This is a genomic window from Serratia proteamaculans (assembly GCF_946227095.1).
Taxonomy (GTDB): Bacteria; Pseudomonadota; Gammaproteobacteria; order Enterobacterales; family Enterobacteriaceae; genus Serratia; species Serratia proteamaculans_E.
The window spans coordinates 377,611-403,434 of record NZ_CAMISV010000005.1; the positions used below are offsets into that span (position 1 = coordinate 377,611).

Annotated in this window: 24 protein-coding genes; 16 read left to right on the forward strand and 8 right to left on the reverse strand. The window is 55.4% G+C overall.

The genetic code is table 11. The features are described from left to right. Positions 1-256: 256 nt before the first annotated feature. Positions 257-1,864 carry a GMC family oxidoreductase gene (locus OC597_RS13300; protein ID WP_261285497.1) on the forward strand — a complete coding sequence of 536 codons (1,608 nt, stop codon included), beginning with the start codon at positions 257-259 and terminating at the stop codon, positions 1,862-1,864. Between the two features lie 23 nt (positions 1,865-1,887). Here OC597_RS13300 and miaE read toward each other — a convergent pair whose 3' ends face one another. Together miaE and rraB are read right to left on the reverse strand one after the other, a co-directional pair. Further along, positions 1,888-2,652 (reverse strand): tRNA isopentenyl-2-thiomethyl-A-37 hydroxylase MiaE, encoded by a 765-nt coding sequence (gene miaE, locus OC597_RS13305; RefSeq protein ID WP_085119538.1) that lies wholly within the window; start codon positions 2,650-2,652, stop codon positions 1,888-1,890. 44 nt (positions 2,653-2,696) lie between these two features. Next, entirely contained in the window at positions 2,697-3,125 is a 429-nt protein-coding gene (rraB, locus tag OC597_RS13310; protein ID WP_099065051.1) for a ribonuclease E inhibitor RraB, read from the reverse strand. A gap of 163 nt (positions 3,126-3,288) precedes the next feature. Here rraB and argF (OC597_RS13315) point away from each other — a divergent pair, with 163 nt between their 5' ends. The 7 genes from argF (OC597_RS13315) (at position 3,289) to OC597_RS13345 (ending at position 12,077) form a co-directional block, all read left to right on the forward strand. Next, positions 3,289-4,308, forward strand: a complete 1,020-nt coding sequence (gene argF, locus OC597_RS13315; RefSeq protein ID WP_261257022.1) for an ornithine carbamoyltransferase — start codon at positions 3,289-3,291, stop codon at positions 4,306-4,308. 618 nt (positions 4,309-4,926) lie between these two features. Continuing rightward, entirely contained in the window at positions 4,927-6,147 is a 1,221-nt protein-coding gene (gene arcA / locus OC597_RS13320) for an arginine deiminase (RefSeq protein ID WP_261257020.1), read from the forward strand. A gap of 19 nt (positions 6,148-6,166) precedes the next feature. Continuing rightward, positions 6,167-7,084 carry a carbamate kinase gene (gene arcC, locus OC597_RS13325; RefSeq protein ID WP_455872215.1) on the forward strand — a complete coding sequence of 306 codons (918 nt, stop codon included), beginning with the start codon at positions 6,167-6,169 and terminating at the stop codon, positions 7,082-7,084. An 18-nt stretch (positions 7,085-7,102) separates the two neighbouring features. Next, positions 7,103-8,107, forward strand: a complete 1,005-nt coding sequence (gene argF / locus OC597_RS13330; RefSeq protein ID WP_262209053.1) for an ornithine carbamoyltransferase — start codon at positions 7,103-7,105, stop codon at positions 8,105-8,107. Positions 8,108-8,197: 90 nt separating this feature from the next. Next, positions 8,198-9,628 carry an arginine-ornithine antiporter gene (gene arcD, locus OC597_RS13335; protein WP_261257014.1) on the forward strand — a complete coding sequence of 477 codons (1,431 nt, stop codon included), beginning with the start codon at positions 8,198-8,200 and terminating at the stop codon, positions 9,626-9,628. Positions 9,629-9,692: 64 nt separating this feature from the next. Further along, entirely contained in the window at positions 9,693-10,184 is a 492-nt protein-coding gene (locus OC597_RS13340; protein WP_262209055.1) for an arginine repressor, read from the forward strand. A gap of 324 nt (positions 10,185-10,508) precedes the next feature. Next, positions 10,509-12,077 (forward strand): ABC transporter substrate-binding protein, encoded by a 1,569-nt coding sequence (locus OC597_RS13345; protein ID WP_262209057.1) that lies wholly within the window; start codon positions 10,509-10,511, stop codon positions 12,075-12,077. An 18-nt stretch (positions 12,078-12,095) separates the two neighbouring features. On the opposite strand, the gene OC597_RS13350 is transcribed toward OC597_RS13345, so the two are convergent. From OC597_RS13350 to OC597_RS13375, 6 genes are all read right to left on the reverse strand, one after another. After that, positions 12,096-12,710, reverse strand: a complete 615-nt coding sequence (locus tag OC597_RS13350; protein ID WP_262209059.1) for a 2-dehydro-3-deoxy-6-phosphogalactonate aldolase — start codon at positions 12,708-12,710, stop codon at positions 12,096-12,098. Then, the gene (locus tag OC597_RS13355) at positions 12,697-13,608 is read right to left on the reverse strand and encodes a 2-dehydro-3-deoxygalactonokinase (protein WP_262209060.1); all 912 of its coding nucleotides are present in this window, start codon (positions 13,606-13,608) and stop codon (positions 12,697-12,699) included. Before OC597_RS13355 ends, OC597_RS13350 begins: the two co-directional genes overlap by 14 nt. Positions 13,609-13,622: 14 nt before the next feature. Further along, positions 13,623-15,113, reverse strand: coding sequence for a sodium:solute symporter family protein (locus OC597_RS13360; protein ID WP_261285491.1), 1,491 nt, complete (start codon positions 15,111-15,113; stop codon positions 13,623-13,625). Positions 15,114-15,250: 137 nt separating this feature from the next. Further along, positions 15,251-15,649: a RidA family protein gene (locus OC597_RS13365; protein ID WP_099065057.1), complete on the reverse strand. Its 399-nt coding sequence runs from the start codon at positions 15,647-15,649 to the stop codon at positions 15,251-15,253. Positions 15,650-15,666: 17 nt separating this feature from the next. Further along, positions 15,667-17,106 (reverse strand): N-acyl-D-amino-acid deacylase family protein, encoded by a 1,440-nt coding sequence (locus tag OC597_RS13370; protein ID WP_207978054.1) that lies wholly within the window; start codon positions 17,104-17,106, stop codon positions 15,667-15,669. Between the two features lie 39 nt (positions 17,107-17,145). Further along, positions 17,146-18,009 carry a MurR/RpiR family transcriptional regulator gene (locus tag OC597_RS13375; RefSeq protein WP_261432146.1) on the reverse strand — a complete coding sequence of 288 codons (864 nt, stop codon included), beginning with the start codon at positions 18,007-18,009 and terminating at the stop codon, positions 17,146-17,148. A 192-nt stretch (positions 18,010-18,201) separates the two neighbouring features. Between OC597_RS13375 and OC597_RS13380 the strand changes: the two genes are divergently transcribed. From OC597_RS13380 to OC597_RS13415, 8 genes are all read left to right on the forward strand, one after another. Continuing rightward, on the forward strand, positions 18,202-19,443 hold the full coding sequence (locus OC597_RS13380) for an amino acid deaminase (protein ID WP_261256998.1): 1,242 nt from the start codon (positions 18,202-18,204) through the stop codon (positions 19,441-19,443). A 22-nt stretch (positions 19,444-19,465) separates the two neighbouring features. Further along, positions 19,466-20,263, forward strand: coding sequence for an ABC transporter ATP-binding protein (locus OC597_RS13385; RefSeq protein WP_262209065.1), 798 nt, complete (start codon positions 19,466-19,468; stop codon positions 20,261-20,263). Between the two features lie 121 nt (positions 20,264-20,384). Beyond that, positions 20,385-21,341, forward strand: coding sequence for an ABC transporter substrate-binding protein (locus OC597_RS13390; RefSeq protein ID WP_262209067.1), 957 nt, complete (start codon positions 20,385-20,387; stop codon positions 21,339-21,341). Beyond that, positions 21,341-22,345, forward strand: coding sequence for a FecCD family ABC transporter permease (locus OC597_RS13395; protein WP_262209069.1), 1,005 nt, complete (start codon positions 21,341-21,343; stop codon positions 22,343-22,345). Before OC597_RS13390 ends, OC597_RS13395 begins: the two co-directional genes overlap by 1 nt. Positions 22,346-22,659: 314 nt before the next feature. Next, entirely contained in the window at positions 22,660-23,595 is a 936-nt protein-coding gene (gene pyrB, locus OC597_RS13400; protein ID WP_099065064.1) for an aspartate carbamoyltransferase, read from the forward strand. 12 nt (positions 23,596-23,607) lie between these two features. Beyond that, positions 23,608-24,072, forward strand: a complete 465-nt coding sequence (gene pyrI, locus OC597_RS13405) for an aspartate carbamoyltransferase regulatory subunit (protein ID WP_020825003.1) — start codon at positions 23,608-23,610, stop codon at positions 24,070-24,072. Between the two features lie 221 nt (positions 24,073-24,293). Next, a complete protein-coding gene (ridA, locus tag OC597_RS13410; RefSeq protein WP_261285485.1) occupies positions 24,294-24,680 on the forward strand; it encodes a 2-iminobutanoate/2-iminopropanoate deaminase in 387 nt (128 codons plus the stop codon). A 210-nt stretch (positions 24,681-24,890) separates the two neighbouring features. Beyond that, positions 24,891-25,742 (forward strand): AMP-binding protein, encoded by an 852-nt coding sequence (locus tag OC597_RS13415; protein WP_262209071.1) that lies wholly within the window; start codon positions 24,891-24,893, stop codon positions 25,740-25,742. The last annotated feature ends 82 nt before the right edge of the window (positions 25,743-25,824 follow it).

Here is a 25,824-nt window from a genome sequence, read left to right on the forward strand (position 1 = left end):
TAATATTCCTTTAAGAAACAATGTGCCGGATATTTATAACCCCCCGATTTCTCTCACCATCCCATGCCCTTCAAAAAAACCAACAAAATATTAATATCGTTATGTTATTTTTATCCATAAAAATCATATATATAATAAAATTCACAAATGTTTTTTGTGATATTCATTAACAAATTAATGAATTAAAATTGACCTGCCACCCGCTTGCGATACTCTGCCAATACAGGCTCATGCCGCAATCGCACAGGGAGCAGTCATGTCGGAAAACGCTTTTGATTACATCATTGTTGGCGCAGGGTCCGCCGGCTGCGTACTGGCAGCGCAGTTGATCCGTCGCACTCAGGCACGGGTGCTACTGCTGGAAGCCGGTGGCGACGACAATAACCTGTTCATCAAGATGCCGGCCGGCGTGGCGAAGATCATCGCCAAAAAAAGCTGGCCGTATGAAACCGAGCCGGAGCCGCATGCCAATAACCGCCGCATGCAGATAGCCCAGGGTAAGGTGCTGGGCGGCAGCAGTTCGGTCAACGGCATGATCTACATCCGCGGCCAACGGCAGGATTACGACGAGTGGGCCGACCGCTACGGCTGCGTCGGCTGGGGTTATCAGGACGTGCTGCCCTACTTCAAACGCGCCGAGGCCAACGAAAGCCTGTCGGATACCTATCACGGCGGTGAGGGTCTGCTGCCGGTCAGCGAGAACCGCTATCGTCACCCGCTCAGCATGGCGTTTATCCGCGCCGGTCAGGAGCTGGATCTCCCCTACCGCAACGATTTCAACGGCGACAGCCAGCACGGCGTCGGTTTCTACCAAACCACCACCCACAATGGCGAACGCGCCAGCACCGCACGCACTTACCTGAAAGCGGTGCGAAACGAACAGCGACTGGTGGTGAAACTGAATGCGCTGGTGCACCGGGTGGTGTTCGATAACAACGTCGCCACCGGCGTGGTGTATAGCCAAAACGGCGGTGCCGAAGTCACTGCCCATGCCACGCAGGAAGTGATCCTCAGCGCCGGGGCGGTAGGATCGCCGAAGATCCTGATGCTGTCCGGCATCGGGCCACGCGAACATCTGCAACAGTTGGGTATCGAACCGCTGGCGGATCTGCCGGTGGGCAAGAACTTCCACGATCACCTGCATATGTCGATCAACGTCAGTACCCGCGAGCCGATTAGCCTGTACGGCGCCGATCGCGGCCTGCAGGCGCTGCGTCACGGCACCGAATGGCTGGCATTCCGCAGTGGCGTACTGAGTTCAAACGTGCTGGAAGGCGCCGCTTTCACCGACAGCCTGGGTGACGGCAGGCCAGACGTACAAATCCACTTCCTGCCGCTGCTCGACAGCTGGGATGACGTGCCCGGTGAACCGCTGCCCAATATCCACGGGTTCACGCTCAAGGTCGGTTATCTGCAGCCGAAGGCCCGCGGTGAAGTGTTGCTGCGCAGTCGCGATCCCAAGGATCCGGTGAAACTGCATGCCAACTACCTCGGCCACCCGGAAGATCTGGCCGGCAGCGTGCGCGCGGTGAAGTTCGGCCTGCGTTTCCTGCAAACCGCCGCTCTCAAACCGATTATCAAAGATCTGCTGATGCCACAACCCGCTTGGCTGAACGATGAGGCGCAACTGGAAGAGTTCGTGCGCAACTTCTGCAAAACGGTATATCACCCGGTGGGCAGCTGTCGCATGGGACAATCCCCGCAGGACTCGGTGACGGATTTACAACTGCGGGTGCACGGTTTTGAACGGCTGCGGGTGATCGACTGCTCGGTGATGCCACAGGTGACCAGCGGCAATACCAATGCGCCGACCATCATGCTGGCGGAAAAAGCGGTGGATTTGTTGCTGGGCGCGCCGGAATAACATCATTCACGGGTGCCCGGCAATCAGGCGGTGACGGGCACGCCGCTGTGGAAGCGGAACTCGCTGTCCGGGGTTTGGATCAGCGCCGCTTCGATACGGCCAAAGTGGGCCACTCGCTCGCTGATATCGCCACCGGCAATCTGTTCGGCCAATGTCAGGTAGTCCTGGTAGTGGCGCGCTTCGGAGCGCAGCAGCGAAACATAGAAGCGGTTTAGCTCGTCGTCCAGGTGCGGTGCCAACCGGGCGAAACGTTCGCAGGAGCGCGCTTCTATATAAGCACCGCAAATCAGTTTATCAATCAGCGTGACCGGATCGTGGGTGCGGATCTCACGGATCATGCCTTTGGCATAGCGGCTGGCAGTGATTTTCTTATACGGGATCTGCCGTGCCAGCATGATCTCCAGTACCTGCGAGAAATGATGCAGTTCTTCTTTGATCAGCAGCACCATTTTATCTGCCAGATCCTGACCATAGGCCGAGCCGTTTTTCGGCAGGATCTTGCGGGTGAAATTGTTTTGCTTGAACAGCGCTTCCGGCACGCCCTGCGCTTCATGCAGAAACGCCTCGTAAGGCCTGAGCAGGGCCAGCAGCGCATCACCGCTCTCCTTGTCCGCCACGTAGCGGCGGATCAGCCACATGCCGGTCTGCGCGGCTTTTAGCTCACACACCATATGGTCGGTCAGCAGCAACGGCAGGTTTTCCGGGCGACGCGCGGCGTCAATCCAGGCGTCTGGAGTTTCACAGTGCAGGAAGTTTAAAATCGGGGCTAACAGGGATTGGTATTTCATCGGCTCTTATCAGAGGGCCGGCTAGCGCCGGCCCACAGCGTTTATTAATGGCGTTTACCGTCGTCGTCTTCGTCGATGAAGTCACCTTCTTCTTCTTCATCGTCGCCTTCTTCGCCGTTCGGATCTTCAAAGTAGGTGCCCCAGCCGTCGTAGTTAACGCCACAACGTGCCGCCAGCGCCACCAACTGCTCAACCTGAGCGTCGATCACTTCGGCGTTCAGACCCACTTCGCTGATCACGTCACAGCACATCACCAGGGTACCGTCTTCCACTTCCAGCTCTTCGGCGTCGGTCACTTCAAAGCCTAACTTGAAGGCTTCGACAGCAGCTTTCTCCAGCACTTCAAACTTCTCGGCAGAGAGATGGTGTTCAATGGTGTAGAGCGCCTCTGGATCGCTGCCGTCTTCCAGCAGTTCTTCGATGATCAGGCGGGTCTCTTCACGTTGTTCGTCTAGCTGTTCGCTGTTTGCCATGCCTATATCCTCAAGTCAAATGGCCTGTATTGCGCCTATTTTCACACACCGTCGGCATTGCTTCCACGATAAACGTGAAAGATTTCCATTGCGGGGTTGAAATTGAATATTCATACATATAAAGTGAATTTAAATTCAATTTAAACGGTAAGGATATACGGCAATGAGTAGCATAAACCCGTTCTACAAACGTCACTTCCTGAGATTAATGGATTTCACCCCGGCACAACTGCAAGCGCTGCTGAAACTGTCGGCCGATTTGAAGCTGGCCAAGCAGCAAGGCAAGGAAACGCGCCACCTGCAGGGCAAAAACATCGCGCTCATCTTCGAAAAAGACTCGACCCGTACCCGATGCTCTTTCGAAGTTGCCGCATTCGATCAGGGTGCTCAGGTCACCTATCTCGGCCCGAGCGGCAGCCAGATCGGCCATAAAGAGTCGATGAAAGACACCGCCCGCGTGCTGGGTCGGATGTATGACGGTATTCAGTATCGGGGTTACGGCCAGCATCTGGTGGAAACCCTGGCCCAACATGCCGGCGTGCCGGTGTGGAACGGACTGACCAACGAGTTCCACCCGACGCAGTTGCTGGCGGACCTGCTCACGGTGCAGGAACACCTGCCGGGCAAGCCGCTGAACGAGGTGAAATTCGCTTACCTCGGCGACACCCGCAACAATATGGGCAACACTCTGCTGGAAGCCGCCGCGCTGGCCGGGATGGATCTGCGTCTGGTCGCACCGAAGGCCTGCTGGCCGCAGCCGGAGCTGGTCGCGGAGTGCCAGGCACTGGCGAAACAGACCGGTGCCAAGATCACCCTGACCGAAGACATTGCCGAAGGGGTGAAAGACGCGGACTTCCTGTACACCGACGTCTGGGTGTCGATGGGTGAGCCGAAAGAAACCTGGCATGAGCGTATCGGGCTGCTGAAACCCTATCAGGTCAATATGGCGATGGTGAAACTGACCGGTAACCCGAACGTCAAGTTCCTGCACTGCCTGCCGGCATTTCACGATGACCAAACCACCCTCGGCAAGCAGATGGCGGAACAATACGGGCTGCACGGCGGCATGGAAGTCACCGATGAAGTGTTCGAATCGGCGCACAGCGTGGTATTCGATCAGGCAGAAAACCGCCTGCACACCATCAAGGCGGTGATGGTCGCCACCCTGAGCGAAACGCTTTAACCCCACCAGCCAGATATTACGGGCGGGTTCTTAACCCGCCCATCACCTTCCCGACTAATTATTCCGCCTTCTTTCTCCGTTCAGTGGATTTTTATGCAACAAGCACGCATAACCCCATTCTGGCCGGAACATACCTTGGTGCTAATAATGTGTTTATTCAGCATAAAAAAAAGATAAACCGACCGTATCACAAAAATAAAAAACGCCGTTTTACCGTCAATAGGAATAAAAATTCAAAAAATCACGGATTGATAAGAATATAAATGACAACTTAGTGAATAATTACGCTAACCATCGGCACAAAGAAAACAAAAACAATAAGTTAGAATAAAGCACATTGAACTAAAACCCGCACAAACCTCTTTATTACTGGATAATTAACACGAGGCGCGAGTATTAATTCATTCTGAATAATAGATTTACAAACAAAACAATGACACCAATCAATTCATAGCTTGTTTCATTTCCCGTCCATTTATTACGTGATCTCCATCACAAAACACCCCAAGGCAAAGTTTATTATTCTCCGCAACGCAACGGTACCCATCCTTATGAAAGGAAATAACCTCTTTATTTCTTTTCGTTCGATGTTACTCAAATCTGAAAATAGGGAATGAAATGAATAAGAACTATGTAGGGTCTGAAATAGGCCAACTGCGCAGCGTTATGCTTCATCGTCCTAATTTAAGCTTGAAAAGATTAACGCCATCTAATTGTCATGAACTATTATTTGATGACGTGTTATCCGTCGAACGAGCAGGCGCTGACCACGATATATTCTCCAAAACGCTAAGAGATCAGAATGTCGAAGTATTACTGCTTACCGATCTACTGAAAGAAACCATGGGTATTCCCGCCGCCAAGCAATGGCTGCTGTCAACACAGGTCTCTGATTTCCGGCTTGGGCCGTCACTGGCGGCCGATATTCGTGGCTGGTTGGGCGACTTGTCCGATCTTCAACTTGCCCGCCATATGACGGGTGGCCTGACATATGCTGAGATCCCTGCCAGCTTCAGTAATATGGTGGTCGATACCCATCAGGGCACTGACTTTATTATGAAGCCACTGCCGAACCATTTATTCACTCGCGATACCTCATGCTGGATATATAACGGTGTGTCGATTAACCCCATGGCAAAACCGGCACGACAGCGTGAGACAAATAATCTGCGCGCCATTTATAAATGGCATCCTTATTTTTCCAAAGGTGATTTCACCACTTATTTTGGCAACGAAGAACGCAATTATGATCACGCCACGCTGGAAGGGGGGGACGTCCTGGTTATTGGCCGCGGTGCGGTATTAATCGGTATGTCAGAGCGTACTACGCCACAGGGAGTGGAATTTCTGGCGCAGGCACTGTTCCAATCCCATCAGGCAGAGCGGGTCATCGCATTGGAATTACCTAAACACCGTTCCTGTATGCACCTGGATACCGTTATGACCCACATCAACCTGGATACCTTCTCGGTCTATCCGGAGGTGGTACGTAAAGAATCGCAGTGCTGGACGCTAACGCCAGACGGGAAAGGCGGCCTGCATCGCCAGCAGGAGAAACACTTCCTGACCGCGATTGAACGCGCCCTGGGTATTACTCAGGTGCAGCTCATCACCACCGGGGGCGACAGCTTCGAAGCCGAGCGTGAACAATGGAACGATGCCAATAACGTCCTCACTATCCGCCCTGGCGTGGTTGTCGGTTACGAGCGCAACACCTGGACCAACGAAAAATACGACAAGGCCGGCATCACCGTACTGCCGATCCCCGGCGATGAACTGGGCCGTGGCCGCGGCGGCGCCCGCTGCATGAGCTGCCCGCTGGAACGCGACGCTATCTAACCCCCGACGGAATAAAAACATCATGACTAAACCTACTGTGGTGATTGCCCTGGGTGGGAACGCCCTGCTGCGCCGTGGAGAACCGCTTGAGGCGGATATCCAACGCCGCAACGTCTTGCTCGCCAGCCGCCAAATCGCTGCGCTGACCAAGGACTGGAACGTGGTACTGGTGCACGGCAACGGCCCGCAAGTCGGATTACTGGCGCTGCAAAACAGCGCCTACCCGCAGGTTGCGCCTTACCCGCTTGACGTATTGGGTGCAGAAAGCCAGGGCATGATCGGTTATCTGCTGGTGCAGGAGTTGAAGAACTGTCTGCCGGAACAACAAGTCAGTGCGTTGCTCACCCAGGTTGAGGTTGACCCTGACGACAGCGCCTTCGGCAACCCCAGCAAATATATCGGGCCGGTCTACGACCAGGACACCGCGCTGGCGCTAAGCCTGGATAAAGGTTGGACAATCAAACCGGACGGCAAGTATTTCCGCCGCGTGGTGCCTTCACCCAAACCACTCAACATCATTGAAACCGCCGCGATTAACGCACTGATTGCCCAGGGACATCTGGTGGTCTGCGCCGGCGGCGGCGGCATTCCGGTGCTGCGGCAGGAAGGCAAATTACAGGGGATTGAAGCCGTGATCGACAAAGATCTGTCCGCTGCCTTCCTGGCGGAACAAATCAACGCCGACGCTCTGTTGATCCTGACCGATGCCGATGCCGTGTATCTCGACTGGGGCACCCAACAGCAGCGAGCGCTGAGTAAGGTAACGCCGAACGATCTGGCCGACATCACCTTTGACGCCGGATCTATGGGGCCAAAAGTCTCGGCTGCTAGCCATTTTGTGCGCTCTCGCCACGGCATTGCCGGCATTGGCGCACTGCAAGATGCCACCCGCATTCTGACCGGCGAGCAAGGCACATTAATTACTCCAACACATTGAATAGAGAGGGGAAACCTTATGAGCATCAACTTACGTCATCGCCATTTTCTGAAGCTGCTGGATTTCCGTCCCGATGAGATCCAACACCTGATCGATTTGGCCTTCGCGCTGAAAAAAGCCAAATACGGAAAAGCAGAAAAACAACGCCTGTGCGGTAAAAACATCGCGCTGATTTTCGAAAAAACCTCTACCCGCACCCGCTGCTCGTTTGAGGTGGCCGCATTCGATCAGGGTGCCCGGGTCACCTATCTCGGCCCTACCGGTTCCCAGATTGGCATTAAGGAGTCGATGAAAGACACCGCCCGGGTGCTGGGCCGCATGTATGACGGCATCGAATACCGCGGCTTCGGCCAGGCGATTGTCGAAGAACTGGCGGAATTTGCCGGGGTCCCGGTATGGAATGGCCTGACCGACGAATTCCACCCGACGCAAATTCTGGCGGATTTGATGACCATGCTGGAGCATAAGCCGGGGAAAAAACTCCATCAAATCTCCTTCGCCTACCTTGGGGATGCGCGCAATAACATGGGTAATTCGTTGATGGTAGGCGCAGCAAAAATGGGTATGGATATCCGCCTGGTCGCACCTAAGGCCTTTTGGCCGGACGAAGCCTTGCTGGCCCAGTGTGCCGATATTGCTGCCGAGACCGGCGCCCATATCACCGTGACCGAACTGGTGGAGGAAGGCGTAAAAGGTGTCGATTTCCTCTATACCGACGTTTGGGTCTCTATGGGGGAACCCAAGGAAGCCTGGGCTGAGCGCGTCAAACTGATGCAGCCGTATCAGATCAATGCGGCGGTGCTGAAAGCCACCGGCAACCCACAGGTCAAGTTTATGCACTGCCTGCCTGCCTTCCATAACGAGCAAACCAAAGTAGGTAAAGAGATTGAACTTGCCTACGGTCTGAAAGGGCTGGAAGTCACCGAAGAGGTGTTCGAATCCTCCCACTCCATCGTGTTCGATGAAGCGGAAAACCGCATGCACACCATCAAGGCCGTAATGGTCGCCACCCTCGGCGACTGATTTGTGGCGCGGCGGTTACCCTGCCGCCGCGTCTCCTCATGTCTCTGCATCATTATTTTCCTGCTGCGCTGCGCAGCTGGAGGAGCCCTTATGTCTGAAAAAAAACTGGGACTGATGGCGCTTATTGCGTTGGTCATCGGTTCTATGGTGGGTGGCGGCGTGTTCAGCCTGCCGCAAAACTTCGCTTCTGTAGCCTCACCCGGTGCGCTGTTGATCGGCTGGCTCATTACCGCCGTCGGGATGATTTGCCTGGCATTGATTTATCAGAATCTCAGCGCCCGCTGTCCAAAGTTGGAAGGGGGGATTTACAGCTATGCCCGCGCCGGGTTCGGTGACTTTATAGGTTTCCAGTCTGCCTGGGGTTACTGGTTCGCCGCCTGGCTGGGCAACGTCTCTTATTCGGTACTGCTGTTCAGCGCCCTCAGTTTCTTCTTCCCGGTATTCGGCCTGGGCAATAACTGGCAGTCAATCCTGGGTGCCTCCATTGTGCTGTGGCTGGTACATGCGCTGGTGTTGCGCGGCGTGCAAGAGACCGCGATGATCAATACCGTGCTGACGGTAGTCAAGGTACTGGTATTGCTGGTATTTATCGCCGCAGTGGTGATCGCCTTCCGCATCGGCATTTTCACCGCAGACTTCTGGGGCCGTATGATGGTGATCGACGGCAGTCATCCCGCACTGTTTGAACAGGTAAAAGGCACCATGCTAATTACCACCTGGGTGTTTGTCGGCATCGAGGGTGCCACCGTGGTCTCCTCACGTGCAGCCAAACGCGCAGATATCGGCAAGGCAACCGTGATTGGGTTACTGGGCTGCCTGGTGATTTATATTCTGGTCAGCGTGCTGTCGATGGGCGTGCTGGATCAAGCCACGCTGAGCGGATTAAAAAATCCATCAACCGCTGGGGTGTTGGAGTCCGTGATCGGTATTTGGGGCGCACGCCTGGTCGCCGCCGGGGTCGTTTTGTCGGTAACCGGCGCACTGCTAGCCTGGACGCTGTTCGCCTCAGAACTGCCGTTTGTCGCGGCCAAAGACGGCATGTTCCCAAAAATATTCACCAAAACCAATGCCAATGGTTCACCGGCAACGTCGTTATGGATCACCAATGGTTTGATTCAGCTGTTCCTGCTGCTGACGTTGTTCTGTAGTGCCGGTTATCAGGCTCTGTTCTCTATTGCCACCGCCGCTATCCTTCCCCCTTACCTGTTCAGCGCCGCCTATGGTTTGAAACTGGCGATCACCGGAGAAAACTACCGGGCAGAGGAGACGCGCACCCGCGATCTGGCCCTCGGATTAATTGGTACCCTCTACGGTTTTTGGCTGTGTTATGCGGCTGGCAGCCAGATGTTGCTGAGTTCGCTGCTGTTCGTTCCCGGTTTGCTGGTCTTCCTGTGGCACAAGAAAACCCAGCGTGCAGAGCGGCTTTTGAAGGGCTATGAAGCACTAATTGCCACCTTTTTGGTCATTATCGCCTGCATTACCGTTTATATGATTGCGACCGGTCATATCACCCTCGGTTAATCACACTTTATTGCATTGATTTATATAGAGTTATCGCTCTTTTTCAAACCAAGGCAGTATTAAAATGACGAATAAAATAGAAACCTCATGGACAAAGGAACAACGAAAACTGGCACTGTGCCGCAAACTGGTGGTCAGCCAACGTTATTCATCACAGGAGGAGATCCGTCATCAAATGATGCGCAGCGGCTATCAGGGCATTAGCCAGTCGACCGTATCTCGCCTGTTGAAAATTCTGGGGGTCATGAAGGTGCAGAATGCCAAGGGGAAAAAAGTCTATTCCCTCAATGCGCTGCACCACCCGGCCCCTTGTATCAGCGAGCCTTTGTCAGCCATGCTGATCGACGTCGAGCATAACGATAATTTTGTGCTGATCCACATGCATTCCGGCTATGCAAAAGCCATGGCGCGTATTATCGATCTTTGCGCCTGGCCCGCCGTGCTGGGCGTGATCGCCAGCAGCAATGTGGTGTGGATAACGCCGCGCGATACACGCTATGTTGCCCAGTTGCATCAGCGCCTGCTGAACCTGCTGGAAAGCAACGCCGGTCTTTGATGACTAACCAGCCCTGTATTGAACAGGGCTTTCAGACTGCTGATAAACATGTAGGGGTCGAACATGTTCGACCCGATTTAACCCATTGATTGTCCTATAGGGCGCAGCATGCGGAGCCCCTACCACGAAACAACGGAGCACCTTTAAAATGGCGCTTCGCGCTCTGGCCTCTTATAGTTTTTTTGTCTATCAAATAGCCGATTAACCTTTGTCAGCCACCGGCAAAGGTTCTACCGTGCATGCTGACGGCGAAACGCCGCGAAAACTAACGATAACAAAGACTTCTCGGCACCGGAGCCCGCGGTGCATTCAGGGGAAATATCAATGAAAGCCAAAGTCCTGCCACTGTTAATACTTGCCGCACTGTCCACCGCCACGCTGGCCGCCACGCCGCCCAATACATTGGTGGTAGTGCAATCGCTGGACGATATCGTCAGCCTCGATCCGGCGGAAGCCAACGAACTGTCCAGTATCCAGACCGTGCCGAGCCTGTATCAGCGGTTGGTACAGGCGGATCGCGACGATCCGGCGAAGGTGGTACCGGTGCTGGCAGAAAGCTGGCAGGGCGACGCGGTAGCCAAAACCCTGACCATCAAACTGCGCCCACAGGCGGTATTTGCCTCCGGTAACCCATTGACCGCCGATGACGTGATCTTTTCCTACAGCCGCGCGGTGAAGATGAACAAGTCACCGGCGTTTATCCTCAACGTACTCGGCTGGCAGCCGGATAACATCGACGCGCAGCTGAAAAAAATCGACGAGCATAGCCTGCTGCTGAGCTGGACGGCTGACGTCAGCCCGTCGGTGGCGCTGAATATTCTCTCCACGCCGATCGCCTCGATCGTCGACAGCAAGGCAGTGCAGCCCAACGCCAAAGACGGCGACTACGGCAACGCCTGGTTAAAAATGCACTCCGCCGGCAGTGGACCGTTCAAAATGCGCGTTTACCAGCCGCATCAGGCGATCGTGCTGGATGCCAACCCGACCTCACCGGGCAGCAAGCCGCTGCTGAAAAGCATCATCATTAAAAGCGTGCCGGACTCCGCCACCCGTCGCCTGTTGATCCAGCAGGGCGACGCCGACGTGGCACGCGAGCTTGGCCCGGACCAAACCGTGGCGCTGAAGGGGCAGCCGGGTGTGAAGGTGCTGGAGATCCCATCCGCCGAGCAAAACTATCTGGTGTTCAACACCGGCAACACTGCCAACCCGCTGCTGAAAAACCCGGCCTTCTGGGAGGCGGCGCGTTATCTGATCGACTATCAGGGCATCACCAAAGATCTGCTGAAAGGCCAGTACTTTGTTCACCAGAGCTTCCTGCCAGTCGGCTTGCCGGGGGCGCTGAAAGACAACCCGTTCAGCTTTGATCCCGCCAGGGCCAAAGCTATCCTGGCCAAGGCCGGTATCACCAACGCCGCACTGACGCTGGACGTGGAGAACAAGCCGCCGTTTATCACTATCGCTCAGGCGTTGCAGGCCAGCTTTGCCGAGGGCGGCGTGAAGCTGGAACTGTTGCCGGCCGCCGGCAGCCAGGTCTATTCGCGGGTACGCGCTCGCCAGCATCAGGCCGCGATCCGTTTGTGGATCCCGGACTACTTTGACGCCCACTCCAACGCCAGTGCCTTTGCCTATAACGACGGCAAGACCAGCACCGTAGCGGGCCTCAATGGCTGGCAGATCCCGCAGTTAAGCCAACAAACATTGGCAGCGGTGGCCGAAGCCGATCCAGCCAAGCGTACCGCGCTGTATACCGCTATGCAGCAGGAGCTGCAGCGCAGTTCGCCGTATGTGTTTATCGATCAGGCCAAAACCGAAGTGGTGCTGCGCGATAACGTCAAAGGCTACCAGCAGGGCCTGAATGCCGACATGGTCTACTACGATCGCGTCAGCAAGTAAGCGTTGTCCGGCGCAGGGTTACTCCACCGCCCTGCGCCAGGCGGCGGCAAAACGCCCGGCCTTATGCCGGGTTTCCTCCGACGTTTGGCCTGCGCGATACAGATCGGATCCCAACCCTGCGCCAGTGCAACCGGCGGCAAGGTAGTCCGCCAGGTTCTCAGGGGTGATGTCGCCCACCGCGTAAAGTTGGGTGGTTTTCGGCAACACGCTCACCAGTGCCCGGATGTAGCCTGTGCCCAGCGCGCCCGCCGGGAAGATTTTCACAATATCCGCGCCCGCCGCCAGTGCCGCAAACACCTCGCTCGGCGTCATCGCCCCCACGCAGCTAATCAATCCCGCGGCTTTGGCTCGGCGGATCAACAATGGATCGGTATTGGGTGTCACCATCAGCGGCGCACCGCTGGCGATCAGCGCCTCCAGCTTTTCGTCGTCGATCACCGTCCCGGCACCAATGTGCGCTCGCGCACCGTAGTGCTGTTGCAACAACTGCACGCTTTGCTGCCAGTCGGGCGAGTTGGTGGGCACTTCGATCATTTCAAACCCGGCCTCGAGCAGACCACTGGCGTGCTCCAGTACCTCTGCGGGTGTAATACCACGCAGAATAGCCACCAGCGGTAATTTATAAGGCTGCATAAATCCTCCCGAATCCGTTCAACATGGCGACATGCGCCTCGATAACCACTGCTTTTTTCCCGGCGATATGACACGCGGCCAGATAATGCGTCACCAGCGGGGCATCCCCCACCAGCGCCAGCCTCTCGCTTTGCGGCCAGCGCAGCACCAGCTGCGTCAGTTCTTCACCAATCAACACGCCGGATAACCAGGACGCCACGCGGGTCGCCGCCAAGTAACCCAGTACCCGTCGCGAGCGGGCGTAGAACAGGCGATTCAACAGGCTATCTTCCCCTCGCAGCGACGCCTGTACGCCATCGGCAAACGCCTGTGGGTCGTTCTCGCCCTCCGCCAAACCTTTGCCCAACAGGCTATGTTGCAACAACAACTGATACAGCTCACCGGTGATGGCGGTAGAGAAATCTTCTATCAGCACACCATCGGCCTGAAGACTGGGTTTGACCCACTTGCTGTGCGTGCCGGGGAACAAATAAATATCGGCCTGCCCGCAGGCCAACGCCCCCAGCAGTTGCACCTCTTCACCGCGCATCACGTTGGCACGCTCCTCGTCCCACAGTGCCAGCCCCGGACGTAACCATACCGGGCTGCGCAGCGAGGACGGCACGGCAATGCACCCGGCGGCAATCGCCTCCACCGGCAGCGGCAACCTTTGATAGCCGCTGTCCAGCCAGCCGCTGTCACTGCCGACCATGCCAGCCATCAGTACCGGAATTTGCCGCGCTTCGATCCATGCCCGCCACGGTGCCAGCAGCGCCATCAATACGGCATCGTGGCTGCCCGGCTCGACAAACTTCACCCCTTGTGCCGTCTGCTGCTGTGCGACACACGCGCCGTTCTCTATGCGCCAGGCACGCAGGTGGCTGGAGCCCCAGTCAATGGCAATGTAATTTGCAGTCATGCTTTCTCCTGCGCTTACGCGTTACGGCCAGCGGTGGCGCTTTTACCCAACGGCACCTTGACCGCCGGACGGTTTTCCCGCTCGCGGGTAATCATCTCCAGCGCCTGCTCGCGGCTCATTTTGTTGGCCGGTGTCACCAGCGTCACCACTACCGCGCCAATCAGGCTGAACATCACCGACGGGAAGCAAGGGTTGCCCCAAAACGCCAACCAATCGCTGTTCATCAGCACCGCCATTGAGGTTGCCGCCCCGCCGATCAGCGCTGCCAGTGCCCCCTGCCAGTTAAAGCGGGTCCAGAAACGGCCCAGAATTGAGCAAATAAACAGGCCGGACATGATCATTGAGATCATTTTGGTGATGTAGCTGATGATGTCGTTGGAGGTCAGGGCAAACACCAGCGCCAGCGCAATCACCAGCACCAGGAAGATCCGCGACAGGCGAATCGCCTTGTCTTCCGCCGGCATATGGCCGGTAAACAAGGTGTAGAGATCACGCAGGATGATCGACACCCCAGCGATGGCATCCGAACTGCCCGAGGACATGTTCGCCGACATCCCGGCCACCAGGATCACCATGGCCACCGCGTGCGGCAGCACCTGAGTGCCGAACAAGAAAGCGAAACCGCTGTTTTCCAGATTGGGGTTCATGGTCCAGACCGCCATACCGATGATGGCCGGCAGGAAGGAGAAGAACAGGTAAAGAATGCCGGTAATGGTGAAGGACTGGCGCACTGACGAGACGGTTTTCGCCGAGTAAATACGCTGGCGATAAGAAGGAGTAGCCAGCACGCCGACGGCGATCACCAAGGCCAATGAGAATGCCGGTAACATGCCCAGTTTGTCGATGGCAAACAGGCTTTGCGCAGCGGGATCTACCGCGTGCTGAATGTTGGCCCAGCCACCGACATGCTGTACCGCCAGCACCGCCATCAAAATAAAACCGAGGAACAGCACAATAGATTGCACCGTATCGATCCAAACCACCGCAGAATATCCGCCGATACCCACATAAACCACAAAGGCCAGGGCAATAATCACTTTAGCCACGTTAATATCAATACCGCTGGCCCAGGCCAGATATAATCCGCCCCCCAGAATATGGGCACCCAACCAGCCAATAGAGGCAATAAATATCAGCAGCGCGACGACGTTTTTAATTATTTTACTGCCGCCGGTATAATAAGAAATTTCTTCACTCATGGTCATAAAGCGCATTTTTCTGACTGGGGCAAATAGCCAGGCGACCAGCAATATGCCCGTCGCCCCGCCAATGCCATACAGCATGCCTGCCCAGCCGTTGGCATAACCAAAGCCCACCGCGCCGACGCTGGAGCCGGTGCCAACCATGGTGCCGACCGTCGAGCCGAGCGTCAGAAACATCGGCAGGGAACGGCCACCCAGCAGAAAGTCATCGCCGGTTTTTTGGTGGCGCGAAACATACCAGCCAAGTGCAATCATGGCGAGGGCATAGATAGCGAACCAGATAAGGAAAGATAAATTATTCATATCTCACATCCTGTCAGTGTTGGGTAGCAGTAAAATAAGAAAATAAAAATAGCGTTATCTCACCTGAAATAAATCAGGCGTTTTATTATTAAGGGTGGTTAAACCACCCTATTACTTTTTATATTTTTAGAAAGGGACTATCGGGTAATGCGTGCCGCGTTATAACAGGTAATATCAACTTCAACTTTGCAATCCACCACCAAATCGGCCACCGCGCAAATACGCGCCGGTGGATGAGCGGCAAAAAATTCACGGAACACTTTATTGAATGACTGGAAATAACGGGCATCGGTCAGAATGACCTTTACGTGTACCACGTCCTCCAGGCCATATCCGGCTTCCTGCATAATATCCAGGCAGTTTTGGATCGCCAGGCGGGACTGCTCAATAATACCGCCCTCTACCACTTCACCGTCTTTCATCGGCGTCTGGCCGGAGATATACAGCCAGCCACCCGCTTCTACCGCTCTGGAAAAGGGCAGGTGTTGCCCACCGGTGCCGGTGCCGCCATCAATACCGTATCTTTTGATCGTCATGCCTTGCTCCTGTCGATTTATTTGCCCTGGCGGCATAAAAACCGCCCGGCGCGCAGGCCAGTAACGGCCTGATGTTCATAACTCAGTACGCCGTTCACCCACACCGCGTCAATCCCGGCGGCGGGTTGTTGTGGCTGGCTGAAGGTTGCGCTGTCTTTCACTTTCAACGCATCGAACAACACCAGATCGGCGTAGTAACCCGTTTTGATCAGCCCACGCTGCGGCAGTTGATAACGCGCCGCGGACATGCCGCTCATTTTGTGCACCGCCACGGTCAGGGGGAAAAGGCCTTCGTCACGACTGTAATGGCCCAGTACGCGCGGGAAGGCGCCCCACAGGCGCGGATGCGGCATCGGATCGTTCGGCAAGCCATCCGACCCGACCATGGTCAGCGGATAACTCAGCACCCGGCGTACATCCTGCTCATCCATGTTGTAGTAAATCGCGCCCGCCGGCATCAGCTGCTTGCCGGCCTCATGCAGGCTCATCGACCAGGTTCCGGCGATGTCCCGCAAAGACTGCCCCGCCATCTCCGGGTGCGTTTCGGACCAGGTGATGACGATGTCGAATTCATCGGTGATCTGTTTTAAATCCAGCGTCGACGAGCTGGCGGAATAGGGATAGCAGTCACAGGACACATCCTGCGTCTGGCGCACCTTGTCGAACAGTTTTAGCGTTTCCTGGGTGCGGCCCCAGTTTTTGGCCCCGGCACATTTATGGTGTGAAATCACCACTGGCACCCGGCCATGACGGCCAATGCGGAAGGCCTCATCCATCGCCTCGAGTATAGGTTCAAACTCCGAGCGCAGGTGAGTGGTGTAAATACCCTGCTCGCCCGCCAACTCTTCCGCCAGTGCCATCACCTCTTCGGTGGGGGCCGAAAACGCCGTGGCGTAGGCCAGACCGGTGCTCAACCCCAACGCGCCCTGTTGCAATGCCGTACGCAATTGCTCGCGCATGGCGACGATCTCCCCGGCATTGGCCGGGCGGAACAGGTCATCCATCTGGTTGCTGCGCAAGGTGGTATGCCCAATCAGCGTCGCGACGTTCACCCCAGGCGTCACGGCTTCCACCTGCTGACGGTAGGCCGCAATGGTCGGGTAAACGAAATGTTCTTTCTCACCCAGCAGGTTCATCGGATCCGGCACCTGGGTTCTGATCACCGCACCGGCCGCGCTGATGCCACAGTTGCCGACAATCACCGTCGTCACACCCTGGGAAATCTTCGGCAGCATTTCAGGCATGCGGATCACGTTGGTATCATCATGGGTATGCACGTCGATAAACCCCGGTGACAACACCCGCTCCCGGCCATCGATCACCACCTCGGCGTCGGCTTCTATAGCAGGGGCAATCGCCGCGATCCGATCGTCTTTGACCGCAACATCCGCCCGGTACTGCGGCCCGCCGCTGCCGTCGATCACCGTGACATTTTTAAACAGATACTGATACCGCATGAATCCTCATCCTTCCGTTATTGTCTGTGGGATACCGGCTCAGTCACCCAACGGCTGCCGATCGGCCCCTCCGCGATGGCTGTCCAGCGCCAGCTTGATACGGCGCAACCGGTCCCTGGACTGGCGTTTATTCGCCATGGCCAGTGCCGTCGCCAGCACGTCCACCATCGCCAACATGGCGTAGCGCGAGGTGCTGGGTTTGTAGATGTAGTCATTTTCCCGCACCACCAGCGCCAGCAGTACGTCTGCCTGTGCCGCCAGCGGCGTTCCTGCGGGGGTAATCGCCACCACTTTGGCTCCGTACTGGCGGGCAATGGCGGCACTTTCCACCACTTCCTGCGTGTAGCCGCCCAGCGACAGCGCCACCACCACATCCTGTTTGCTCACCGCCGCCGCCATCATGCGGACCAATAGACCGTCACTTTGCGCGTTCACCGGCAGCCCGAGCCGGAACAAACGATGCTGCACTTCTGCCGCACAAATGGTCGAGCCGCCGCCCATGCCAATCGCCAAAATTTGCCGCGCATCGCTGAGCCACCCTACCGCTTTGCCCAGCGCCGCTTCATCGATGGTCCGCCGGTTAATGTTCAGGACATTGATGATGGTTTCATAAATCCCCTGGATCCCTTCCAGGTCCGGCTCTTCATGAATAAACCTTTGCCCCACCGCCAACGACTGCGCCAGCTTGACCTTGAGATCACGCACGTCCCGGCAGCCCAGCGTTTTGGCAAACCGCGTAATCGAAGCCTGGCTAACGTTGGCCTGCCGGGCCAGTTCGGCAATCGGCAGCGCGGTCACGGCGTCGGCATCGTCCAGAATGAATTGCGCGATACGTTTCTCGGCGCTGCTCAGCTCGATAAAACGCTCCGTAATGCGCGAGATAATGTCGATTTCAACACCCATCGCCTCACCTCATAGTGGTTAAATTTTGTCATTTACAATGCAAGAAAACAGTGGAAGACTACACAAAAATCAGTTCTAAAAATGATACTTTGTACCCAACTCGCGATAATAAATATTTAAAAACCAGTTAAATCAATAATTTTAATAGCGATACTCAATTTAAAAAAGATAGAACCCTTAAAGGATAATGTTATGAAATACCAAAAAGATTTCTCCGTTACCCACAAAGCCGCCGTGATGCACAATCACCCTGATGCGCCGGCAAACCTGCTCAATGAGGATGTCTGCCTGCCGGCCGCCGCCATTAAATCCAGCAGCCTGAAAAACAATATTGCCTGGATGCAAAACTATGCCGATGTGCGCGGCGTCTCTTTGGCCCCACACGGTAAAACCACCATGACGCCGTGGATCTTCCAGCGTCAGGTCGCGCAAGGTGCCTGGGCGATTGGCGTCGGTTCGGCCTGGCAGGCAAAAGTGGCCATGGAAGCCGGTGTGCCTCGGGTACTGATGGCGAACCAACTGGTCGGCAAGGCCAATATGCAGCTGATCGCCGAACTCAAAGCGCAGCACCCCAATAGCGGTTTCTTTTGCTGTATCGACAGCCTGAGCAATGCGCAAACCCTCGCGGCGTTTTTCAGCCAGCGCGGGCAAACTCTGGACGTATTGTTGGAATTGGGGGTGCCCGGGGGGCGCTGTGGCTGCCGCAGCGTGGCGCAGGCGGAACAACTGGCACAGGAAATAGCCGCACTGCCGGGGTTACGTCTGCAGGGTATCGAACTGTATGAAGGCGTGATGCACGGCGATGACGCCCAGAGCAAAATCGAACAATTCCTGCGTGATGCCGCCGGTCTGCTGCGTACGCTGCACCAGCAAGGCTTGTTGAACGCCGGGGAGGCGATCCTGACCGGTGCCGGTTCTTCCTGGTATGACGTGGTGTGTAATGTCTGGCGTGAAGAAGCGTTGCCGGCAAACTGTCGGGTGGTGATCCGCCCCGGCTGCTACATCACCCACGATCAGGGCATTTACCAGGACGCGCAAAATGCCGTGTTGGCCCGCGACAGCTACGCCTGCGACCTGGCGGGGGAATTAACCTCGGCATTGGAGCTGGTGGCGCTGGTGCAGTCGGTGCCGGAACCGGGCCGGGTGATCGTCAACTTCGGCAAGCGGGATGCAGCCTTCGACGCCGGTCTGCCACAGCCAATCGCCCATTACCGCAACGGGGTTCGCCAGGAAAGCGACACGCAACAGCTGATGACCCATGGCATAATGGATCAGCACGCCATGCTGAGCTGCCCGGCAGAATTCCCGCTGCAGGTGGGTGATATTCTGGTGTTCGCCACCTCGCACCCGTGCCTGACCTTTGATAAATGGAAAACGCTGTTTTTGATTGATGATGATTACAACGTTATCGAAACCATAGAGACGTTTTTCTGATGACGGAAGAAAAGGATATCTGATGAATAACCTGCCCACCGACAGTCTCTTATCGGTGCAGAATCTTTCCCTGGCCAGCCCAGGGAAACCCCCACGGATTAACCGGATCACCTTTGCCCTGCAGGCAGGGGAGTCCGTCACCCTTATCGGCCCAAACGGCAGTGGAAAATCCACGCTATTACGGCTGATAACCGGTGAGCTCAAGCCCAGCGAAGGTGAAATTCTCTTTCAGGGAACATCCTTATCCGCCATAAAACCCCAGCAACGCGCCCGCTCTATCGCCTTGCTTAGCCAGCACGACAATGCAGATTTACGGCTTAAGGTTAACGAGTATGTGGCCCTGGGCCGTTTGCCCTGGCAGGCTGAAAAGGGGCAATCCGGGCACCCGTTGATTGTGGCACAAGCCATGGATGACGTGGGTATCCGCCATCTGCAAGATATGCCATTAGGCCGGCTTTCGGGTGGCGAACGTCAACGTGCCGGGTTCGCCCGGGTGCTGGCACAGCAGCCGACATTGCTATTACTTGATGAGCCCACCAACCATCTCGATCCCCTGGCCCGACACCAACTGCTGTCGCTGATCCATGAAAAAAACATCGCCACCTTAAAAGTGCTGCATGATCTTGAGTTGGTCCAACCCTTTTCCGACAAAGTCATCATGATGAATCATGGGGAAATCCTTTGTTATGGCCCCCCCGATGCGGTGCTGGAGTCAGCGCATCTGCAACAGGTGTTTGGTATGAAATCGCTGCAAGCTCGCCACCCGGTCACCGGCGCAGCCTTACGCTTTTTCGAGGCGTTACCGACCTCATCCCGCTGAAATTCACCCAAATCGACGGTTGTTTGATCTAACTACATTTGCCATACAAATTATTCAGGTATGTTGCCCCGGTTTCCAATCAACCGGGCGACTGACTCCGGTTTATGAACCTGGAGTCGATGTGAAAAAGTTATTCCTCGCCGTATTACTGGCATTAGCCTCAACAAGCGCCGCTGCTTCTGGCTTCCCTGTCACGGTAGACAACTGTGGCCAGCCACTGACCTTCAGCCAGGCCCCACAGCGTGCCGTGATTCAAGACATCAATATGTCGCAAATGGCGTTTGCCCTGCAGCTTCAGCCAGCCATGGTTGGCGTCACCGGGATCTCCGGCTGGTATAAAAACATCCCTGAATTCACTCAGCAGCGAGGGGCTATTCCTGAGCTGGCACCGAAATATCCGACCATCGAAAATCTTCTCGCCATTAATCCTGACCTGTTCTTCGCCGGCTGGAACTATGGGCTTCGTGGTGATGTAACCCCACAGGCGCTGGCAAAATTTAATATCAAAACGCTGGTGCTGAGTGAAAGCTGCATTCACATCGATAGCCATCGCCCACGGGCCAGCCTGGATTTGTTATACGACGACATCATCAGGCTCGGTAAAGTCTTCGGCAAACAGGAAGATGCACAAACGCTGGTCAACGGCTGGAAGCAGCAAGTGGCCGATATCCATAGCAAAGTTGCCACGCAAAAGCCGATAAAGGTGTTCCTTTATGATTCCGGTGAGGATAAGCCCTACACCAGCGGGGCTTACGCGATGCCGACGGCGATTATTGAAGCCGCCGGAGCGAAGAATGTGATGGATACCCTGAACACCAGTTGGACGACCACCAATTGGGAAAGCGTAGCGGCGACAGAGCCTGAATTTATCATTCTGGTGGATTACCAGTCAGAGACCACCGGCGATATCGACGCACGGCAACGTTTCCTGGAACAACATCCCTTGATGAAACACACCCTGGCGGTGATCCATCATCGCTATTTGCGATTAAAATATCAGGAGCTGACGCCGGGGCCGGTCAATATTGAGGCCATCCATAAACTGGCTCACGCGCTTCATCCCACCGCCTTCATCTGATGACGGAAAAAATGCGCTTTAGGCTGGCGTGGATAGTCGCCCCGCTGTTGCTGGCAGGGTTGATCCTCGCCAATGTCGCACAAGGCAGTGTGTCGCTCTCCTTTTCGCAGGTGATGAACGCGCTGGGCATCACTCATGGCGAAGTGCCGCCGATGATCAAAAGCATCGTGCTGGAACTGCGACTGCCGCGAACGCTGCTGGGGTTACTGGCAGGCGCCGGATTGGCACTGGTCGGCGCGCTATTACAAACCACCACCCGCAATGACCTGGCCGATCCCTTTCTGTTCGGCCTTTCCTCAGGCGCCTCTGCCGGCGTGGTCATGGTGATCACCCGGCTCGGTAATAGCCTCGGGGCCTGGGCATTACCGGTTTCCTCTTTTGTCGGTGGGATACTTTCCGCTGCGGTGGTGATGATTATTTTTATGACTCAATCGCAGAAAGGCACCGAGAAACTGATTATCTGCGGCCTGGCGGTCTCTTTTTTATTCGGTGCCTTCACCAATTATCTGGTGTTTTCCGGCGATCAACGCACCGCCAGCAGCGTGCTCTTCTGGACCCTGGGTGGGCTGGGGCTGGCTCGTTGGGATAATTTGATTTTTGCCTTGATAGCACTGCTGGTACTGGTGGTATTGATTGCCTTACGCTGGCGCTCGCTGGACGGCTTGCTGGCGGGCGAGCAAACCGCCGGTTCCCTGGGTATCAACACCCGTCGCTTACGCACCGAGGTCTTTCTGTGTTGTTCGCTGGCGACCGCGTTACTGGTGGCATTAACCGGCGTGATTGGGTTTGTCGGTTTAATGGTCCCCCACCTGGCACGCCCCTTTACCGGCGTTCGTCACCGGCGTCTGCTGCCGTTGGTGGGCGTACTGGGTGCCATATTGCTCTCTGCCGGGGATCTGCTAAGCCGGGTCATTACCGCGCCACAGGAACTGCCCATCGGGATTATTACTGCCGGTCTTGGCGGTATTTTCGTGCTGGTTATTTTGCTACGACAGACCCCGTAAACATCGATTAACGCGGTCTGTCGCTGAAAGCCACCAGCCAATCGATTGCGAAAGGACAAAAATCGGCGTTTTAGCGCTTGCAGTGCTCAAAAGCGCGAGTATAATGCGCGACAATTTGCCAGGAGAAAGCATGAAAAACGACGTTTGTTTTGTTAGCCACAACCGACAAAACCGACTGCCAATCGGCAGCACACTGCCGTTGTTTCTCCTGTTGCTAAACCGATCGTTTCAAGCCCCTCGTTGAGGGGCTTTTTTTTGCCTGAAAAATCTGTTCAAAGCCCCGCGCCACGGGCACGAGTCGAGGAGAGTGAAAAATGGCCAACCCGCTGTATCACAAACATATCATCTCTATTAACGATCTCAGCCGCGAGGATCTGGAGTTGGTGCTGCGCACCGCCGCCAGCCTGAAAGCCAATCCACAGCCCGAGCTGTTAAAGCACAAGGTGATCGCCAGTTGCTTCTTTGAAGCCTCAACCCGTACCCGCCTGTCGTTTGAAACCTCGATGCACCGCCTGGGTGCCTCGGTGGTGGGCTTTGCCGACGGCAGCAATACCTCGCTCGGCAAGAAGGGGGAAACCCTGGCCGACACCATTTCGGTGATTGGCACCTACGTCGATGCCATCGTGATGCGTCACCCGCAGGAAGGCGCTGCGCGGCTGGCGGCCGAATTCTCCGGCGGCATTCCGGTGCTTAACGCCGGTGACGGGGCCAACCAGCACCCGACTCAGACGCTGCTCGACCTGTTTACCATTCAGGAAACCCAGGGCCGCCTGAGCAACATCAATATCGCCATGGTCGGCGACCTGAAATATGGCCGTACCGTGCACTCACTGGCACAGGCGCTGGCCAAGTTTGAAGGCAACCGCTTCTTCTTCATCGCCCCGGACGCGCTGGCGATGCCGGCCTACATCCTGCAGATGCTGGAAGAGAAAGGTATCCAGTACAGCCTGCACAGCAGCATTGAAGAAGTGGTGCCGGAGCTGGATATTCTCTACATGACCCGGGTGCAGAAAGAGCGTCTGGATCCTTCCGAATACGCCAACGTGAAGGCGCAGTTCGTGCTGCGCGCGGCAGATCTGGCCGGGGCACGCGACAACCTCAAGGTGTTGCACCCGCTGCCACGCATTGATGAGATCACCACCGACGTGGATAAAACGCCGTACGCCCACTACTTCCAGCAGGCGGGCAACGGTATTTTCGCCCGTCAGGCGCTGTTGGCGCTTGTATTAAACGCAGATTTGGCTCTTTAAGGGGGAACCGTCATGACTCACGATAACAAACTGCAGGTTGAAGCGATCAAGTGCGGTACGGTGATTGACCATATTCCGGCGCAGATAGGTTTTAAGCTGCTGACGCTGTTCAAGCTGACCGCCACCGACCAGCGCATCACTATCGGCCTGAACCTGCCTTCCAACGAGCTGGGCCGTAAAGACCTGATCAAAATCGAGAACACCTTCCTGACCGAACAGCAGGCCAACCAGCTGGCGATGTACGCGCCAAAAGCCACGGTTAACCGCATCGACAATTACGAAGTGGTGCGCAAGCTGACCCTCAGCCTGCCGGATCATATCGACGGCGTGCTGACCTGCCCGAACAGCAACTGCATCAGCCGCAGTGAGCCGGTGTCTTCCAGCTTTAGTGTGAAATCCCGCGACGGCGACGTGCACCTGAAGTGCCGCTACTGCGAGAAAGAGTTCGAACATCAGGTAGTATTGCAGGCAGACTGAAATATGCCTATTGACCGGGAACGGCGCTGTTAATCTGCTCGCCACTCCCTATAATGAGTCACTGAAGAAAATACCCACGTTTATTACCCAATGGATTTCGAGCCGCAGTTAGGCGGCAAGTGTGGGAATCCCCAGGAGCTGACTTAAGTCAGTGACTGGGGTGAGCACACGCAGTCAACAACGCTGCGGTTTGAAAGACGAAGGGTAAATTAGGAGAAAAAATGTCACGTAACATTAGCACTGAACTCGCCCCGGCAGCCATTGGTCCTTACGTGCAGGGCGTTGATCTGGGCAGCATGATCATCACTTCCGGCCAGATCCCGGTCGATCCTAAAACCGGCACCGTTGCCGACGACGTAGCCGCGCAGGCACGCCAGTCACTGGAAAACGTTAAAGCGATCGTTGAAGCTGCCGGCCTGAAAGTCGCCGACATCGTGAAAACCACGGTCTTCGTAAAAGATCTGAACGATTTCGCCACCGTTAACGCCGCTTACGAAAGCTTCTTCACCGAGCACAGCGCGCCGTTCCCGGCCCGTTCTTGCGTCGAAGTTGCCCGTCTGCCGAAAGACGTGAAGATCGAAATCGAAGCTATCGCCGTTCGTCGTTAATTCCACGCTAACGCGCCCAACGGTCAGCCATCGGCTGGCCGTTTTTACTTTCAGGAATTTTATTATTCCAATTAATTTATAACGATAGGCCTACTCCCTCCACATTTACATTCCCACATCAAAAACACGTCTATAATTATTCTTCACCCGGCCGGGCCATGACTCTTCGTAGTTTGTTATTCAGACTAATAATCTCAGGAGAATATCCCCATGGCTCAAAGCGTATTGGATCATTTTATCCAACAGGTTGCTTATTTCCCCGAAAAGCTGGCGATAGTCAGTAACAATAAGCACATCACTTATCGGCAACTGGATGATGCCAGTAACCAACTCTGTGGTCGGTTGCAACAGCAAGGGATCAGCCCGGGTGGCTATGTGCCTCTGGTGGCGCTGCGCACACCGGAATTACTGATCGGCATGCTGGCGATTATCAAAGCCGGTGCCAGCTATATTCCCATCGATGCCCAATACCCTGAAAAAAGAATTCAAGATATCGTCAGACAGAGCGAGTCTAAAACAATAATATTAAGTAACTTATCAATCGATTTTGAAAAAAAAGACTCAAGCATAAATCCTCTTGTGATCGATAATATAACTTCAGGTGAATTATTTCCCTCTGAATTAATAAAGCCGAACGGAGATGCACCGGCCTATATTATTTTCACCTCCGGCACCACGGGCAGTCCCAAGGGAGTAATGATTGAGCATCATTCACTGCTGAATATTGTTCTCTGGCATAACCAAAAATTTGCCGTGGATCACCAAAGTCGTTCAACGCTGATGGCCGGCATCGGCTTTGATGTGGCGCAGTGGGAAATCTGGGCAGCATTGACCAGCGGCGGCACGCTATATTTGCCGGATGAAGAGACCCGCTTGCAACCCTCTGCCTTGCTCAACTTTTTTGCGCACCACCAGGTTACCCATGCTTTTGTCCCCACGGTGCTGGTGGCAGACATCGTCAGCGCGCCGCAGCCGGAAAACCTGGCGTTGCGCTACCTGTTTACCGCCGGTGAAAAACTCAACCCGGTCGATCTCAGTCGGGTGAATGTAGTGGCACACTGAATTTGGCCACCTGAATAGAGGTGATATCATCGCCTCATAGTCAAAAAAGGTGACATTATGACCGGACGTAACAGACGTAATT

Bases quoted from the DNA above. Each gene is read 5' to 3' on its own strand.
- OC597_RS13300 (WP_261285497.1), top strand. From the start codon at position 257: ATGTCGGAAAACGCTTTTGATTACATCATTGTTGGCGCAGGGTCCGCC.
- miaE (WP_085119538.1), bottom strand. From the start codon at position 2,652: ATGAAATACCAATCCCTGTTAGCCCCGATTTTAAACTTCCTGCACTGT.
- rraB (WP_099065051.1), bottom strand. From the start codon at position 3,125: ATGGCAAACAGCGAACAGCTAGACGAACAACGTGAAGAGACCCGCCTG.
- argF (WP_261257022.1), top strand. From the start codon at position 3,289: ATGAGTAGCATAAACCCGTTCTACAAACGTCACTTCCTGAGATTAATG.
- arcA (WP_261257020.1), top strand. From the start codon at position 4,927: ATGAATAAGAACTATGTAGGGTCTGAAATAGGCCAACTGCGCAGCGTT.
- argF (WP_262209053.1), top strand. From the start codon at position 7,103: ATGAGCATCAACTTACGTCATCGCCATTTTCTGAAGCTGCTGGATTTC.
- arcD (WP_261257014.1), top strand. From the start codon at position 8,198: ATGTCTGAAAAAAAACTGGGACTGATGGCGCTTATTGCGTTGGTCATC.
- OC597_RS13340 (WP_262209055.1), top strand. From the start codon at position 9,693: ATGACGAATAAAATAGAAACCTCATGGACAAAGGAACAACGAAAACTG.
- OC597_RS13345 (WP_262209057.1), top strand. From the start codon at position 10,509: ATGAAAGCCAAAGTCCTGCCACTGTTAATACTTGCCGCACTGTCCACC.
- OC597_RS13350 (WP_262209059.1), bottom strand. From the start codon at position 12,710: ATGCAGCCTTATAAATTACCGCTGGTGGCTATTCTGCGTGGTATTACA.
- OC597_RS13355 (WP_262209060.1), bottom strand. From the start codon at position 13,608: ATGACTGCAAATTACATTGCCATTGACTGGGGCTCCAGCCACCTGCGT.
- OC597_RS13360 (WP_261285491.1), bottom strand. From the start codon at position 15,113: ATGAATAATTTATCTTTCCTTATCTGGTTCGCTATCTATGCCCTCGCC.
- OC597_RS13365 (WP_099065057.1), bottom strand. From the start codon at position 15,649: ATGACGATCAAAAGATACGGTATTGATGGCGGCACCGGCACCGGTGGG.
- OC597_RS13370 (WP_207978054.1), bottom strand. From the start codon at position 17,106: ATGCGGTATCAGTATCTGTTTAAAAATGTCACGGTGATCGACGGCAGC.
- OC597_RS13375 (WP_261432146.1), bottom strand. From the start codon at position 18,009: ATGGGTGTTGAAATCGACATTATCTCGCGCATTACGGAGCGTTTTATC.
- OC597_RS13380 (WP_261256998.1), top strand. From the start codon at position 18,202: ATGAAATACCAAAAAGATTTCTCCGTTACCCACAAAGCCGCCGTGATG.
- OC597_RS13385 (WP_262209065.1), top strand. From the start codon at position 19,466: ATGAATAACCTGCCCACCGACAGTCTCTTATCGGTGCAGAATCTTTCC.
- OC597_RS13395 (WP_262209069.1), top strand. From the start codon at position 21,341: ATGACGGAAAAAATGCGCTTTAGGCTGGCGTGGATAGTCGCCCCGCTG.
- pyrB (WP_099065064.1), top strand. From the start codon at position 22,660: ATGGCCAACCCGCTGTATCACAAACATATCATCTCTATTAACGATCTC.
- pyrI (WP_020825003.1), top strand. From the start codon at position 23,608: ATGACTCACGATAACAAACTGCAGGTTGAAGCGATCAAGTGCGGTACG.
- ridA (WP_261285485.1), top strand. From the start codon at position 24,294: ATGTCACGTAACATTAGCACTGAACTCGCCCCGGCAGCCATTGGTCCT.
- OC597_RS13415 (WP_262209071.1), top strand. From the start codon at position 24,891: ATGGCTCAAAGCGTATTGGATCATTTTATCCAACAGGTTGCTTATTTC.